The sequence below is a fragment of the Lysinibacillus sphaericus genome, assembly GCF_015844675.1.
In the GTDB taxonomy this organism is placed as follows: Bacteria; Bacillota; Bacilli; order Bacillales_A; family Planococcaceae; genus Lysinibacillus; species Lysinibacillus sphaericus_E.
The window spans coordinates 69,645-85,276 of the sequence record NZ_LDGC01000087.1; the positions used below are offsets into that span (position 1 = coordinate 69,645).

Here is a 15,632-nt window from a genome sequence, read left to right on the forward strand (position 1 = left end):
GCTACTTATCTTAAATTTCGCTCCGTCAGGAAATGTAGTGAGATAATATTTGTTACTTTTAAATCTTTTCTCTAAACCAATCAAGCGCAAAAAAACAGGATTTAACTCTGCTTTTCTATTGGAATACCAAAGACTTGGAATATATAATCTTTCTCTTGTTCTTTTGTAGAAATACCAGTGGCTATACCACCTTCTTTTGTCCCTTGAGTAAACCACATAACATTATGGTCTTTATCAACAGATTTAAAATCGCCTTGTTTCCAACGATTTAATATATCTAAATATTGATCACTGTGTTCGTATCCATCTTTATTTTCCTCTACCATTTGCAGTATAGTTTCAATTCTTTCCGGTGTAATCATAATGGATGATTCTTTCTCATCTGCAATAATCTTTTGATGAGACATTTCTTGAATAACTTCTTGTATTAGATTATCAATAAAGGGTTCATCTCCACTGTTCCATTCATCAATCCTTTTGGAAAATGTAGTATTTTCCCAACCAAAATTCGTATCCACTGTCGATACAAACTCTTTCTTATCTTTTTCTTTTGAAATTGATTGACCGCTAGTTAATTCACTCTCTTCACTTTTAGAGTTTTCGTTTTCAAAGTTCTTTTTCATAATCAAAAACGTACCACTTATACTCAATGATGCTGTTAAAACAACAATACCCAGAACATGAATTCTCTTCATTTTTTTACCACCTTTATACGTAATTATCCCAAATACTATGTAAACAAACATCAGCACAATAACAGTATCTCTCTATGATGACCCTTATGGAGCCTTATTAGATGTCGACAAACGATACTTTTCTAAAACTCATGGATAAAAAAGGGCATTAGTATCACACAGAAATTTTTCACCAGTCTCGTTCTCTAAGAGCTTCTTCAATATCGATATCAATCTCAAAATATTGTAAAATTCTTTCTACTGTTAATCCGATTGAATCCCGTGCAAACGTTTCAATTTCACTGTCATTTTCATAAAACTCATTTTGTAGCTCATTGATTGCTATAGTCATTTCGTCTAATTTCCCCTGAATCTCTTCTACTGTATAAGTGTTCTCCTCAATAAAATGTACTAAATGAACAATATGCAATTTAATTTTATCTACTAAAAATGATGGAAAGAAAGAATCTTCATACATATCCTCTAGATAGTTGAATTTAGAATCAAGTTTCTTCACAATGTTTCCTCCTTTGGAATCTAAGCTTTCGTATTTTGGAACCCCATAACGCCATAGTTCTTCTACTGTTTTTAACGGATAGTTATCTCCACCAAGCAATCGTTGTTCTTTTAATGGATCAATCCAACGGCTATTCTCAATCGATAAAATTAAGCGGCGTATTAATTCGTAACCAGTGTTATAACCAGTAATTTCATAGTTATTCAAAATATTAGGATCTTTTCTATCAATATTATACCGAACAATTTCATTACCCATAATACCCCGATCTCCTACTACTGGATCAATTCTCACCAAATTATATATAAGTTCATCATCACTGAATTGTGAACGATTCCCCCACTGTCCTCTGTCACTACTAATGAAAATCTCTGGTATAGGGATATTCAAATTTGGTTGTACATTTTTTAATTTACCTACAGAACACTTTTTAAAAAATTCCTTTAAAACCATACATAACCCAAAAGGTTTTAAATCATTTAAGTCAAGTGGCTTCTCATTAAAATTACTACTTTCACTCGAGATATTAAAAAATGCAACATATGGACTTTCTAATAATTGAGCAATGATGAATAAATTCTCTTTTAATTGTATTGAATGAATATCGTTTTGTTTCCAGCTAAACCTTTTTAACATATCAACACCCTTTCTTATTTTAATCAGGCTATTATTTAACTAGTATGTGTGTTATCAGTTTCTTAGAATCCTTTCTAAATTATGATTTGATCCTTCCATTACGATCTCCTTTTCTCCTATCTACAAGGGATTTAAAATAACCTTAAACAAGTATCTGTCATACGAGTAAGTTTACACATAATAACCTCCAGATTGAGGAAAATATTTCAATAACATTTCCTGCAGGGAGTTATGTAATAATTCCACTTCCCATGAATCGTGCCAAAAAATAAATATATTTCCATCAGCATTCATTAAAACTGGGTTTCCTGAGCCATCATTTGAAATAACATAGGCACCTTTCAATTCTTGTGGGATTGTATCTTCTCCACCTTTTTTAAACCATTGTGTAAGTTCGACTACAGTACTTTTCCCAATAAAACTTCCGTTATTAAAAGCATGTATACTTAAGCCGACACAAGCACCTCCAAATAATTTAATAAATTGAATATACTCTTTGTTAAACTTTACATTTAGTGCTTGTTCAGCATTCAAAATTTCTTCGTCGGTTGCTGGTATGCCTTTAAACCCTCTGAACTCACTTTTGTTCAAAAAAGTTTCAATTCTACTAATAAGATTTGCATCCATCATTAGCACTCTCCCCTTATACTAATAATCAGTATAATCATGATTATGGAATATAACTTAACTCTTTTAAATGTCTCTTAATGGCCGTTTTAGGTGTACATTTAATGATGAAATCGCTACCAAAATAATCATTACTTTATATACTATAATTACCATAAATAGTTTTACATTTCCACAACGATAATAACATTGTTGTAAACGTTACTGTAATATTAGTAGCCAAGATGCACTAAGCTTCTTGGCTACTAATATTACATATTCTTTTTTACACACACTAAAAACTCAATCATGCCATCTTCTATTTTGGCTGTTGCTCTTCCACCTAATTTTTCTGCTAGCAGCTTGACAATAGATAGCCCTAGGCCAGTGTTTTTACGTCTAGATTTGTCTGTTGTATAAAATCGATCAAAAAGCTGGTTAGGATTTAGTTGAATATTTTCGTCAATCGGATTTTGAAAACAGATATATGCATGTTCTTCTTCTAGCCACAGCTTGATAGTTACATCACCTTGCGCATGCATGATGCTATTTCGTACTAAGTTTTGTACAATACGTAATAGCATTTCTTCATCAGAGTTCATAATGAGTGGCTCAAAATTAGGCAAATTGACGGCTATTCCTTTTTCTTCAAACTGTGCATAGGCACCGGCAATCTCTTCAAATACAATATTTGATAAATTGATACGACTCTTTTTAGGTTGATCTTCATTACTATGCAAATAGGAATATTCAAAAAATGTTTCTACTAATTGCTCCAGTCTTCCAACATGTTTTTGTGCGACTTCAAGCTTTGCGAGCTGCTTCTCTGTTAATGGTTCTTTTAATAGCATTTGTTGATAGCCCTTTATCGCGGTTAGCGGCGTACGAAAATCATGAGAAATGTTTGAAATCATTTCCTTATAGTATTTTTCTTCCCGCTTAATATACGTTCTTGATTTTTGTGATTCTATTAATACGCGATTTATATTTGCCACGAGTTCATTTACTTCTTTGTTTAATAGCTCTACGCTAATTGGCTGCGTATATTGCTCATGTAGACGTTGTGACAATTGTACGTTCATCATTCGTAGTTGCCTTTGTATATAAAAAATATAAAACAGTAATGCTACAATGACTACAATTGCCACGATCCACATTCCCTACATCCCCTTACCTGATTTCTGCTTTTCTAAATGTCATGAATGTTACATACAAAACTACTACTATAAAGATGGCACAAATGGAAACGGCCGAAATTATATCTCCTTTACTCATACTTAAATTAATCGTAAGATACTCCGCTGAATATGGTGTGAAGGATAATACTTTATCTATAATCACAAATGAATCCTGAAAACTAGCGACCTGCCCAAAGAACATGGACATCATGTAATAAGCAGCTACTACAAGCACCGATTTTCTTAAGGCAAACGCCAGTAAAATACAAGTCGTTAACTGGGCAAGATAAACCATTGTCATGGTGATCATTATTGTTACGTATTCCCCAAAGCTACCACTAGTAGTTGAAGTTAGAATGCTTAAAAAACCAGCCGCTTTCCCACCCATACTAAACGTGCTATCCATTGATAAACCAATTATTGTCACGATGATATACGGGCTTACAAGAACAAAAAGTAATATCCAGAAAACAATCGCTTTACTGATGACAATTTGGATTCTCCCAATGCCGCTTATAATTGGATGATGGATATTTTTTGTATCAAAATCTGAACAAATAAGTATAGTGGCTAGTACAGCGCCTACTATGGACATCATATTCATATCAGATAGTAAAAAACCAACGTTGCTGATGCTTTCATTTATGGAGTTATTGCCAATCCCATAAGCAATACTAAACATTGCGATTGCAGAACATGTTGTAAGAGCCAGTAAGACCCAAAATATTTTGGATTTAGTTGTTTTGTAAAGGTAAGCACGGACTAAATTAAACATGTCGCTCACCTCCAATTAACGTAAGGAAGTAGTTCTCTAATGTGTCTCCTTGTAGACTAAATTCCGTAAGTGTTACCCCATTTTCAAATAAGGCGGTTGATACGTCCCCAAGATCTTCTAAGAAATCATACAGTTTAATCGTTTTATTTGGCATGACTTGAAAGTTTTGTGTTTTAAGTATTGTTTCTAATACATGTGCACATTGTTCGGGAGCTGTACAACCAATGCGGATATAATGTCTACATTCTTCGTCGAGCTGTTGTTGTGTCATTTGTTTCATAATTTTCCCTTTATGAATAATGATATAATCAGTCGTTGTTTGATAAAGTTCTGGTAAATTATGACTCGAAATTAAAATCGTCATCTGTCGCTCTTCGCAAAGACGTGTTAAAAGCTGCCGAATTTCCACAACACCTATAGGATCTAACCCATTCACTGGCTCATCTAAAATCAATAGTTCTGGGTTAGTTAATAGCGCAATAGCAATACCTAGACGCTGTTTCATACCTAGTGAAAAATGCTTCGCCTTCTTATTGTTTGTACTCGTCAAACCAACCAATTGCAGTATCTCATCCTCAAGCTCCTCGTTCGGAATCCCGCGCATTAAACGACGATATTTAAGATTCCCTTTTGCAGTCATATCAGGGCTAATCGCTGGTTGTTCAATCATACTGGCAATACGTTTTCGTTGCTGCTGTATTTCCTTGTCAGTCGATTTTCCAAATAGCTCAAATGAACCTTCTGTTTGAAAACTAATCCCTGAAATAATCTTCATTAAGGTTGATTTCCCTGCACCATTTTCACCAATAAGCCCATAAATACGTCCTTCTTTTAATTCGATTGATACGTCGTGAAGTACTGTTTGTTTTTTATATATTTTTGTTAATTGATTCGTTTTTAATATGGTTTCACCCATATAAAGCACCTCCCTTTCATATTCATAGATTACTCATGAAAGGTATAGATAAAGTAAAGATGGCGTATAGATTACGGATAATTTATGGACGTAAACGATAACCAAGCCCTCGAAGCGTCTCGATATAATCCGCTTGTGGATTTTTTGCCTTTAATTTATGACGAAGATTACTAATATGAATTTTAATAATATGTTCATCTCCTAAATATTCTTCCTGCCATATAGATTCATATAAATTGGCTTTCGTGAATACTTTTTCTTGGTTTGTCATAAACAATTCGAGCAATAAATATTCCTTTGCAGTTAGCATGACCTCTTCGCCACTCACAGTCACCCGTTTAGCGACATCATCTAGCACTATATCCTTGTATTGTAGCTGCTTAATTGGTGTATCTTGTTTTTTAACACGACGTAAGATAGATTCAATACGGGCAAGTACCTCACCAAGGTCAAAAGGTTTCGTAATATAATCGTCCGCTCCCAAACGAAGCAAATCAATTTTTGTTGATACTAAATCTTTAGCCGAAATCATAACAACTGGTACATCCGAAATAGCGCGAATTTCTTTTAGTAATTCATCCCCGCTTTTATAGGGAAGCATAATATCAAGAACCACAAGATCAAACTCATTTTGCAGAAATGCCCGGTGACCTTCTACTCCATCCATCACACTCGTTACCTGATAATCTGCTTGCTCAAACAATTCGGTTAGCATTGCATTTACATCTTCATGATCTTCAACCAATAATATTCTCAATACAATCACACCTTTGTAAAAATATTCCTATAAATATTATATAAAACTTTATGTCGTTCAACATTAAATTTTTAATAGCCATCACCATAACGTGGGTTGATTTCCGTTCGATTTGGCGCTTTGCCGCTGACGCTTCGCTTTCGCACAGAGCAGAGCTTCCTGGGGGCGTCCATGAGCCGCTTCGCTTACGCTCCAGGGTCAGATCACTAATCCTCAAGAAGTCACCCAATCTCCACTCCAATCAACTTTACATAGCATAGGTTATAAAATGACTTCCCTACTTTTGATATGAACTATTAGTAAAGATATGAGTTAAATAAATAATTACAAAATTGTTGACGATAATCACAAATAATCCCTCGTCTGAAATAAGCATAATAACTCTTCTGGAACCTTTACCGAATCCTTATAAAAAAGATATACAGGAACACTTGGCAAAACTAGATCATCGAAAGGAACAATATTAAACCTCCCTTCCATCCGCTCTCTTCTAACAATCATCCGTGGTAAAAATGACATACCTAGCCCATCTTTTATTAAGCGCTTTACCACATAGGATTGAGATATGGACACTTGCTTTGTAACTACAAATTTCTCCTGTATCTTATGTAATAAATCCTCCCAAATAGTTGGATGATGGTGTGTAAATAACGTGTAGGTTTGAAATAATTCCTCATAATCAATAAAAGCTCCCGTCTCATCATCGAAAGCATCTAGTGGAATAACCAATTCTAAAGGACTCTCTACAAGAGGCTCTTGGTGCCAATGTCGATAACGAGTTGGCAATAAGGATATACCAATATGTGCCTTACCACTATTGATTAAATTCTCAATTTTTGCTGAATCCTCCACTAGAATCGATATTTCAATGGACGGGTGTTCATTGATAAATTGATAAATTACATGAGGTAATATCGTTTCCACCATTAAGGGAGTCATTGCAATAATTAGCTTATCTTCAATTCCTTTTGTCGCTAACTGAAAACGTTCAATACTTTTATCCCATTGATGAATGATCTGCTGAGCTTCTACTAGAAAAAGGTGCCCTGCCTCCGTTAATTGCACACGGTTTTTTTCACGATTAAATAATTTTACATTCAAAAATTGTTCTAATTGATGAATATGAACAGTGATACTTGGCTGCGATAAATGTAACACTTCTGCTGCCATTCGAAAATTACAAGATTTAGCTGCAACTACAAAAGACTGTATCCATTTATAATCCAATATCTCATCCCCTTCAATTAATGTTTTTAATCAACTTCATTATCTATATTTAATTTACTAAATTATCCAATAATAATAAACTTAAAAGTAGATCGATTACTTTTACGCAAAGGGGAGAATCGTATGTTAGCTAAATTAAGTAAACAATTCCGTACTTTTGCAAAAAATGAATGTGAAAACTCAAGTCCATTGTATGAACATTTAGCGAATAAGATTGCTGATGACAATGAACTTTTAAAAATTGCGACGTCTATACCTCAAGGACAACCTGTACCTAATTTATTATTAGCTGGTGTTCAGTATTTGCTTTCCTCATCAAAGGACGATTTAGTTCATTTTTACCCATCTTTAACGACAACACCCAAAGCAATAAGTGAAGTGTACCCAGTTTTTAAAGCATTCGTCTTGTCTCATTCAGACGAATTGAAGACTTTATTTCAAGAAAAACTTGTTCAGACAAATGAAATTCGTCGCTGTTCTTACCTTTATCCGATGATGACAGAAATTTATGAAAGCCACAAAAAGCCATTAGCTTTACTAGAAATCGGTGCAAGTGCAGGACTTCAACTTGGAATGGATCAATACAATTACTGCTATAATCAACAGCTTCACATAAACAATTCTAATAATGCTTTCGTTTTGTCCTCAGAAAATCGAGGACAACCACTTCCAGCTTCTATTACAAATGCTCCAGTTGTTCGTAAACGAGTTGGCATCGATTTAAATCCTATTAATATTCATAATGAAGAAGAGCTTCGATGGCTCCAAGCATTAATTTGGCCAGAGCATGAAGAACGAAGATTTTTGTTAAATCAAGCGCTCCCTATTTTAAAAGAACTCGATTTACAACTGATAAAAGGAGATGCCATTAAACTGATTAAAGATATTAGTAGAGAAATTAATGAAGATGCAATGTTAGTTGTTTATCATACACATGTGGCCAATCAAATCCCAATGGAGTTACGCCTTGAATTAATGAAGCAATTAAAAGAGATCAGTATGGAACGACCTCTCTACCATTGCTATAACAATTTATTTGATACGCAACTGCATCAAGATTTAATTGATCAAGGCGAGATAGAATCTATACGGACAATGGAACGCCCTGATGGCCATGCTCGATGGTTCAAGTGGTCCAACTAAAAATAAAAACGTCACGAAAAAACGCTGTATAAGATTGCCCCCTTATACAGCGTCTAAATTTTATTAAATTAGTAATCTCTAAAAATCATATTCCGAATCTTTTTTAGCACGAATTTCTGCAAACGCATCAGCTACCATCACTGTATCCTCAGCTAAACGCTCAAGGCGGAATAAGACGTCATCATTCATAATTTCCTTCCGTAAAAAATCCTTTTCTTCTATAAATACATACGTTGGGACTATGTGAGCTTTCATGTAAGCGAGAATTGGCTTTAACTGCTGCTCAATCATTAGGTAGTGCTTCGATGTGCCAGCTGTAACAACCGTACTCACCACTTTATCGCGAAACGCATTGACAGGTAGTAAGTCAAAAATATTTTTCAACGTTGCCGGAATCGAAGCTTGAAATGTTGGCGTTCCAATGACAATTGCATCTGCAGCCATAATTGTTTCGGTCACATATTTCGTATCCCCATCATATTCAAAATAATTTCTTCCATCACTAAACTCCATTTTGTATTCAGCAAGATCTAGCAACACTACCTCATGCTCTGGATATTGATTTTGTATGATTTCAACCACCTTACTGATGGCTGTTTTTGTTTTTGAACCGACAATTGAACCAGCTAGTGCAACAATTTTCATGCTGAACACTCCTTATTTTACTGTATATTTTTTAATCGCAGGTAAAATATCGTTCCCTATAATTTCAATATTTTTCATTAATTTATCGAATGGCACACCGCCAAAATCAATTTGTGCCATAAACCGTTGCATGCCATAGAGCTCGTATTGATATAGTAATTTTTCAATAATCTGCTCCTTACTTCCGACCATTAAGGCATCTCGTGTATCTGGCGCTTGTGCAAATTGTTGCTTTGGATAACCCGCGCCACGAATTGCTTGGAATCCACCATTTAAATGTGGATACATCCCTTGTAGAGCCTCCTTCGTCGTATCAGCAACATAAAATAGGCTTGTTGTAGCAATCGGTAACTCTTTCGGCTCAAAGCCACTTCGCTCTGCTGCTTCTCTGTAGGCATCTACTGATGGCTTAAAGTTCACAGCGGGACCACCTAATGTTGTTAACATCATTGGAATGCCCATATAGCCTGCTTTAATAGCACTAGCAGGAGGACCGCCGACAGCACGCCAAATTGGCAACGAGCCATTTTTAGGTTGTGGCAAAATTTGCGCATTGTGAAGTGGCGCACGGAATTGCCCTTCCCAAGTGACAAGCTTATTGTCATTTATTTTTTTCAGTAGCTCTAATTTTTCTTCAAAAATTTCTTCATAATCCTTTAAATCAACGCCTAGTAAATCATATGCACCAACTCGAGAACCACGCCCTGCGACTATTTCTGCACGGCCATCTGAAAGTAAATCAATCGTCGCAAAATCTTCATATAAGCGCACTGGGTCAGAGACACTTAGTACCGTAGCGGAGCTTGCTAATTTAATTTTTGATGTAGCTTGTGCAATCGCTCCTAAAACAACCGTGTGTGCCTGTGTAGTAAAGTACGATTGATGGCTTTCGCCCACACCAAATACATCAATACCTGCTTGTTCTGCAAGCTGACTTGCTTCAACTAACTCTTGGATTCGTTGCTGAGCTGAAATACGTTCGCCTGTTAATGGATTTGGAATATGATCCCCTAATGAATAGAGGCCAAATTCGATGCCTTTCGATTGATCAATGCGGTATTTTTCCATGATTAAACCTCTCCTTAATCTAGTGGTTCTAAATTAGCTTCGATTTCTGCACGTCTTTCTTCTAAAAATGGCGGGAGATCAAGTTCCTTTCCAAGATCCTCTACTGCCGAATCAACTGTAAACCCTGGCCCATCTGTCGCCATTTCAAATAAAATTCCATTACGGTCTCTAAAATAAAGACTTTGGAAATAATAACGGTCCACAATGCCAGTACTATCAAAACCCCACTCCTTAATTTTGGCATCCCATTCTTGCAATTCCTCCACAGTTCCAACACGTAGTGCAAGATGATGAATACTACCACGACCAGGTTTCTCACTTGGCCCTTCCAATTCTTTAACGACGATTTCGCCAAGTACTTCTCCAGGAATAGATTGCAATATTGCCTCTTTTTCACTTTCTATAACAGCTGTATAATTAAATAGCTCTTTTAATAAGCTTACTGTCCGTTGCAAGTAACGAACTGTCATTTCGACTGTACCCATTCCTAAAATAAGATGTTCCGCCGGGATATCAGAGCCGTCCCATGGTTGCCAATGCGTAGGTGTTTCGAGACCATGATTATTTAAAAGTACCATTCGTAATCCTTCATGATCCTCAAAAAATAATGCATCTTTACCTGCGTAAGTTGTTATTTCACTATGTTCAACTTTTAATTCTTGAAAACGATCTTTCCAATATTGCAAACTGTCATAGCTTGGCACTAGTAGTCCAATACGTGTAATGGCATTTGTTCCTCGAACTGTCCGCCCTGCTACGGGCATTTCAAAAAATGTTAATTCTGTACCTGGAGCTCCTGTTAAGTCTCCATAAAATAAATGGTACATAGAAGGCGAATCTTGGTTAACTGTTTTTTTCACACGACGTAAGCCGAGAATTTTTGTATAAAAATCATTATTACGTTTGCCGTTTTTAGTTAACATTGATATATGATGATGTCCACTTAATTTGTTCATGAATGTTTCCTCCTCATTTTCACTTGACTAAGCAAGTGATGTTGCAAAAAAAATCACGCTGGGGGTAATTTTTTTTCACGACTATGCTTCTCTAATTTTGACATTAATCTATTTAAATTTTTCATTTCTTCTTCTGTTAATACTTCTTCAAAAAATGAAGATTGAAATTGTAGCTGACTTGGTGTTGCCTCATCGATCATCTGCTCACCTTTAGCTGTCAGCGAAATTGTTTTGGTCTTCCAATTTTGCTTGCGTTCAATAAGTCCATCTTTTTCAAGACGAGCAAGCATCCGAGACATACCACCCTGCGTCACTGTCACTTTCTCTGCTAACTGTGATTGCGTTAACGGTGCAAATGTCTTTATTTGTATTAGGACATCGAACTGTGCAGTCGTTAAGTCAAACCGCTTTAAAAACTCATTGGAAAGCTGGTTGCTTTGATTGGTAAAGCGCATCATCCGAATCCATGTCAGTGATCCGAGCGTGTGTTTTCGCATCGCTTCCTCCTCCTCTTATTTATCACTTTACAACGCAAATGATAAATAAGCAAGAAAAATATCTCGAATTCAAGATATTATATAGTGTGAAGCTTCACACTATATAATGCCATGCGTCGTAATCGGATATAAGTTTCCTTTAAAGGCAAAAGAAATTCTCCCTGTTTCTTCAGACACTACCATAACAAGCGCATCACTTACTTCACTTAACCCTAATGCTGCTCGATGTCTAGTGCCTAATTTCTTTTCCCCCGTATGTCTGTCTGAAAGTGGCAAAACATTTGCTGCTGAATTAATTAGATTTTGGCTTATTAAAACTGCGCCATCATGCAGTGGATTTCCAGGAAAAAAAATTGATTCTATTAGGGAATGCGTTACTTCTGCGCCAATATGAATACCCGGTCGGATTAGGGTTGCTAAAGAATCCTCCCGTTCAATGACAATTAGTCCACCATGTCTCCTTTTTGACATATTTTGTACGCAATGTGACAGCTCAGGATACTTTTCAGTAAACGGAGAAAGATAGCAATTTAAATAAAATGTTGCAGCTTTCATTTCAATTGCTACAAATTTTTCTTTAATTTTTTCAAAGTTCCCAAGAAGACAATTTGTATCAGTATCCATCGCTTCTACACTTTGCTGTAATGAATGAATCACATGCAGAAGCTCTTCCTTTAAAGTTTGTTTCATTGGAGACATATCGCAATTAGTTGGATCCACAAATAACACCCCGCTTTTCAAATTTTTTATGTATTTTTTTAGTTTCTCTAGATGGAATTATTTTATTCGTCTTGGATGGCATTATGTCAATCTTTCTAAAATAATTGTTTCCGAAAATAGAATGAGGAATCTTGTAATTTGCTTTACTTTTCAAACATTTTTCAAATCTATTCAATATTTCCATTTTTTTATTTTATAATTAAAATAGAATGATTACTTATTGGAGGTGCTTTTTGGAACGAATTACGTTGTTGTCGTTTTTACTTTTACTTATGATTTCCCCCTCTGTGCAAGCACTATCTTGGGCTTACCCATTTGTCGTTTGGAAAGGAAACGTTTATGAAGTTAAAAGAGAAGAATTAATTGAAGATAATAAAATCGGTAAAATTATAGGGAAAGTAAAGACCAAACAAAATGATATGACAGGAAATTATTACGGAAATGCCTCAAACTATTACCCAAAAGGGACACATTATTATGAAGTAAAAGGGGTATCCACTTCCACCGCAATTGCAGTAAAAGAAGATCGTCACTGGGTGAAAGCTGTTTTTGTTCATAAAGCCCCTTTTCACATAATGAATGTATTTTTTAACATTTACTTCATATCAGTTGTTATTTTATTTGTAATTGGTGTTATATTATTAAGAACTAAAAAGTCCAAAAAGTGTATCCATTAGCTTATTAATGAATACACTCTTTTACCTTACATTTGTCCAGCACGAATTTTCTTAATAATGCTAAATGTCGTATAGGCAGCAGCCGGCGCAAGCACAAAAATAAATATAAGCCAAACATTTAAGTTGTCCGTAGCTTTTAGCGTTTCATAATTAGAGATTACAAAAAAGATAAGTCCAAATAATAATAAATAGCTCAGCACATTTGGAAAAATAACAATTAAACGCAATAGTGCTGGTGGCATTTTTTGTTGATTCATATTAAACCACTCCCCTTTAGTCAATTATACGAAACTCTTCTACTTACCGCATTATTTTTTCTTCAATATTCTAAATTTTCATATATATTTTTCACTGCTTTGTATATGGTCTTTTTTCAATTGATAGGTTGAGACAATGTAAGTTAACTATAAAAATAGGCTGTTTTCGAAAAGATTGGTGCTATTCAACTAACGTAAGCAGGATAGTATAATAAGGCTAACAAATAATAATAATATTAGAGGCTAAGCGGAAATTTAGATTAAATGGAGTATTTAAATGCAATCTTTTTATGTGATTGAGCAAAATATTGTAACAAGAAATCAGTATTATAAAGTGTACGTAAAAGAAGATGAACTATGGTTTGGAAAAATTGGTGGACAATTATTCGGGGCGAAACAGTTATATTCGAAGTCATTAATAATTGAAACATTGTTTCATTTGGTAAAGTTTATTTGGATTACCCCAAGAGTTCGAAAAAAAGAACTTAAATTAGATAAAATTACAGAACGTGAGCATTTTTTAGCAAAAAGAGGCTCCTTTATTGTTACTTTGGAACAGTTATCTGAAGTAGTAATAAATGCAATTGGAAATGGCTCATTTAAGTTGAAATTTATTAATGGGCAAGTTAAGGAATTTGAGTTTGAAGAAGAAACAAATTTGGAACAAGCAGCATTAATTTTTTATCCGATACAAGTGAAACATATCGATTATTTTTGGTAGTAGTGTTTCAATTAATGAGGGCGTTGATCTAAGACGGATTAACGCTCTTTTTTTAACTATTATTGTACTCCCATGAAAATAAAATCTCTGGCACTAAAAAGTCCATGCTCAAATAAACGCGACCTTTATATTCAAAAAAATGGTAGCGCCTAAATAGAGATCTGGTTTTAGATTGTATTAGGAAGCACCAAGTTCAGTGATGGTCACATTGTAACCCAAACTTTCAAGTCTTCGAACAGAATATCGAATAATAGATTGTTCTTTTTGTTTATCAAAGTAGTCTTCGCCCAAGTCTACATACATTTCTTTCCGCGTTAAAAGGTAATAAGCAATACGTAAGATGGCATGAGCAACGGATATTCCAGCTCGTTTTTTACCCTTTCGAGTTGCAGTCCGTCTATATAATGCGCCTAGATAGGTTTTAGATCCTCTGACCGAATGAGCTGCTTCGATTAGAGCCGATTTCAAGTATTTATTGCCTTTTTTCATAGTAGAGGATTTCCTTTTTCCTGCACTTTCATTGTGTCCAGGTACTAGTCCTGCCCAAGAACAGAGATGTGCTGCACTTGGAAATTGCTGTTTTACATCAGTTCCGATTTCAGCTAGGATTTGTTCCGCCATTCGAGTGGCGATCCCTGGAATAGAATCCAATCTTTCGATATCTTCTTGGTGTGTAGAAAGTCGGCAAGCTACTTCTTGATTTAACAATTCAATTTGTACAGTCAGAAAATCAATATGAGTAAGAATGGTTTTAATCATTAGTCGTTGATGTGGTTGGATATAGCCACGAAGTGCGAGTTCAAGTTCTGCTTTTTTCTTTTTCATTGAACGTCTAGCGAAACCAGCCAACTTTTCTGGATCATTTTCACCTTCGGCAATGGCACGAAGCATATCAAGAGAAGAAACTCCCATCACATCTGATACAACAGAACCAAGTTTAATATTCGCACCTTCGAGTACCTTTTGAATGCGGTTATGTTGTCTCGCACGTTCTTCAATCATACTCCGACGATACCGAACTAATTCTCGTAATTCACGTTGGGTGCGATTTGGAATGAAACTAGCTTTTAGTAATCCATGACGAAGTAACTTGGCGATCCATTCCGCATCTTTAACATCAGTCTTACGACCGGGAACCGCTTTGATATGTTGGGCATTCACAACTAAAAATTCGATATTCTCAGCCTCTAGTATGTTTACAATAGGCTTCCAAAATACACCTGTACTTTCCATAGCTACGTGAGTACAACCGTGTTCTTTAATCCAATCGATTAATTGCAATAAAAAAACCGTTTTAGTAGAAAAACTTTGAATCATTTTGCCTTCTGGTGTCATAATACATGCGGTAATCGAATCCTTATGAATATCCATACCACATGCACGTTCAATGATGACTTCCATTAGAAACATCCTTTCTACGGCCAATCAAATTAGAGGCTGGTGCAGCAACCTGAGTAGGATGAATCTCCCATGAGTGCTTCCCGTGAGGGAGCGACAGTCAGTGATACACCGTGGTCGTTGGAGTCAGACTAACGGAAGGGCTCAAGGCACCATAGTTTATCGACCTTCCTCTCCCAGCCGTAGTATACAATACCCGTTCTGAGTACATTTTCATCTTCTGTGGTGTAGCGCTGGTTTTTGCGCTACATGGATGGCTAACGG

Annotated in this window: 18 protein-coding genes; 3 read left to right on the top strand and 15 right to left on the bottom strand. The window is 35.5% G+C overall.

Going from position 1 to position 15,632, the window contains the following annotated elements; genetic code table 11:
- Positions 1-101 precede the first annotated feature (101 nt).
- The 8 genes from ABE34_RS21010 to ABE34_RS21045 form a co-directional block, all read right to left on the bottom strand.
- The gene (locus ABE34_RS21010) at positions 102-695 is read right to left on the bottom strand and encodes a DUF6241 domain-containing protein (protein ID WP_197144391.1); all 594 of its coding nucleotides are present in this window, start codon (positions 693-695) and stop codon (positions 102-104) included.
- Between the two features lie 169 nt (positions 696-864).
- Positions 865-1,191, bottom strand: coding sequence for a DUF5713 family protein (locus ABE34_RS21015; protein WP_346655594.1), 327 nt, complete (start codon positions 1,189-1,191; stop codon positions 865-867).
- Positions 1,192-1,998: 807 nt separating this feature from the next.
- Positions 1,999-2,457: an SMI1/KNR4 family protein gene (locus ABE34_RS21020; protein WP_241747025.1), complete on the bottom strand. Its 459-nt coding sequence runs from the start codon at positions 2,455-2,457 to the stop codon at positions 1,999-2,001.
- Between the two features lie 248 nt (positions 2,458-2,705).
- Positions 2,706-3,590: a sensor histidine kinase gene (locus tag ABE34_RS21025; RefSeq protein WP_197144392.1), complete on the bottom strand. Its 885-nt coding sequence runs from the start codon at positions 3,588-3,590 to the stop codon at positions 2,706-2,708.
- A 13-nt stretch (positions 3,591-3,603) separates the two neighbouring features.
- Entirely contained in the window at positions 3,604-4,386 is a 783-nt protein-coding gene (locus tag ABE34_RS21030) for an ABC transporter permease (RefSeq protein ID WP_197144393.1), read from the bottom strand.
- Positions 4,379-5,302 (bottom strand): ATP-binding cassette domain-containing protein, encoded by a 924-nt coding sequence (locus tag ABE34_RS21035; protein ID WP_197144394.1) that lies wholly within the window; start codon positions 5,300-5,302, stop codon positions 4,379-4,381. The genes ABE34_RS21030 and ABE34_RS21035 overlap by 8 nt, the downstream gene beginning before the upstream one ends.
- 82 nt (positions 5,303-5,384) lie before the next feature.
- Complete coding sequence (locus ABE34_RS21040; protein ID WP_241747024.1) at positions 5,385-6,059, bottom strand: response regulator transcription factor; 675 nt, start codon at positions 6,057-6,059, stop codon at positions 5,385-5,387.
- Between the two features lie 345 nt (positions 6,060-6,404).
- Entirely contained in the window at positions 6,405-7,286 is an 882-nt protein-coding gene (locus ABE34_RS21045) for a LysR family transcriptional regulator (protein WP_197144395.1), read from the bottom strand.
- 123 nt (positions 7,287-7,409) lie between these two features.
- On the opposite strand from ABE34_RS21045, the gene ABE34_RS21050 reads away from it, so the two are divergent.
- Positions 7,410-8,429 (top strand): DUF2332 domain-containing protein, encoded by a 1,020-nt coding sequence (locus ABE34_RS21050; protein ID WP_197144396.1) that lies wholly within the window; start codon positions 7,410-7,412, stop codon positions 8,427-8,429.
- 78 nt (positions 8,430-8,507) lie between these two features.
- Here the strand turns inward: ABE34_RS21050 and ABE34_RS21055 are convergent, their stop codons facing one another.
- From ABE34_RS21055 to cdaS, 5 genes are all read right to left on the bottom strand, one after another.
- A complete protein-coding gene (locus tag ABE34_RS21055; protein WP_197144397.1) occupies positions 8,508-9,074 on the bottom strand; it encodes an NADPH-dependent FMN reductase in 567 nt (188 codons plus the stop codon).
- Between the two features lie 12 nt (positions 9,075-9,086).
- Entirely contained in the window at positions 9,087-10,142 is a 1,056-nt protein-coding gene (locus ABE34_RS21060) for an LLM class flavin-dependent oxidoreductase (RefSeq protein WP_197144398.1), read from the bottom strand.
- Between the two features lie 14 nt (positions 10,143-10,156).
- Positions 10,157-11,098 (bottom strand): ring-cleaving dioxygenase, encoded by a 942-nt coding sequence (locus ABE34_RS21065; RefSeq protein WP_197144399.1) that lies wholly within the window; start codon positions 11,096-11,098, stop codon positions 10,157-10,159.
- 53 nt (positions 11,099-11,151) lie between these two features.
- Positions 11,152-11,595 carry a MarR family winged helix-turn-helix transcriptional regulator gene (locus ABE34_RS21070; protein ID WP_197144400.1) on the bottom strand — a complete coding sequence of 148 codons (444 nt, stop codon included), beginning with the start codon at positions 11,593-11,595 and terminating at the stop codon, positions 11,152-11,154.
- A 99-nt stretch (positions 11,596-11,694) separates the two neighbouring features.
- Positions 11,695-12,315 (bottom strand): sporulation-specific diadenylate cyclase CdaS, encoded by a 621-nt coding sequence (cdaS, locus tag ABE34_RS21075; protein WP_197144401.1) that lies wholly within the window; start codon positions 12,313-12,315, stop codon positions 11,695-11,697.
- Positions 12,316-12,548: 233 nt separating this feature from the next.
- Between cdaS and ABE34_RS21080 the strand changes: the two genes are divergently transcribed.
- Positions 12,549-12,992 (top strand): hypothetical protein, encoded by a 444-nt coding sequence (locus ABE34_RS21080; RefSeq protein ID WP_197144402.1) that lies wholly within the window; start codon positions 12,549-12,551, stop codon positions 12,990-12,992.
- Positions 12,993-13,018: 26 nt separating this feature from the next.
- On the opposite strand, the gene ABE34_RS21085 is transcribed toward ABE34_RS21080, so the two are convergent.
- A complete protein-coding gene (locus tag ABE34_RS21085; protein WP_197144403.1) occupies positions 13,019-13,249 on the bottom strand; it encodes an acyl-phosphate glycerol 3-phosphate acyltransferase in 231 nt (76 codons plus the stop codon).
- Positions 13,250-13,526: 277 nt separating this feature from the next.
- On the opposite strand from ABE34_RS21085, the gene ABE34_RS21090 reads away from it, so the two are divergent.
- Positions 13,527-13,970, top strand: a complete 444-nt coding sequence (locus tag ABE34_RS21090; protein WP_197144404.1) for a hypothetical protein — start codon at positions 13,527-13,529, stop codon at positions 13,968-13,970.
- Positions 13,971-14,147: 177 nt separating this feature from the next.
- On the opposite strand, the gene ABE34_RS21095 is transcribed toward ABE34_RS21090, so the two are convergent.
- The gene (locus ABE34_RS21095) at positions 14,148-15,371 is read right to left on the bottom strand and encodes an IS110 family transposase (RefSeq protein WP_197144405.1); all 1,224 of its coding nucleotides are present in this window, start codon (positions 15,369-15,371) and stop codon (positions 14,148-14,150) included.
- Positions 15,372-15,632: the final 261 nt, after the last annotated feature.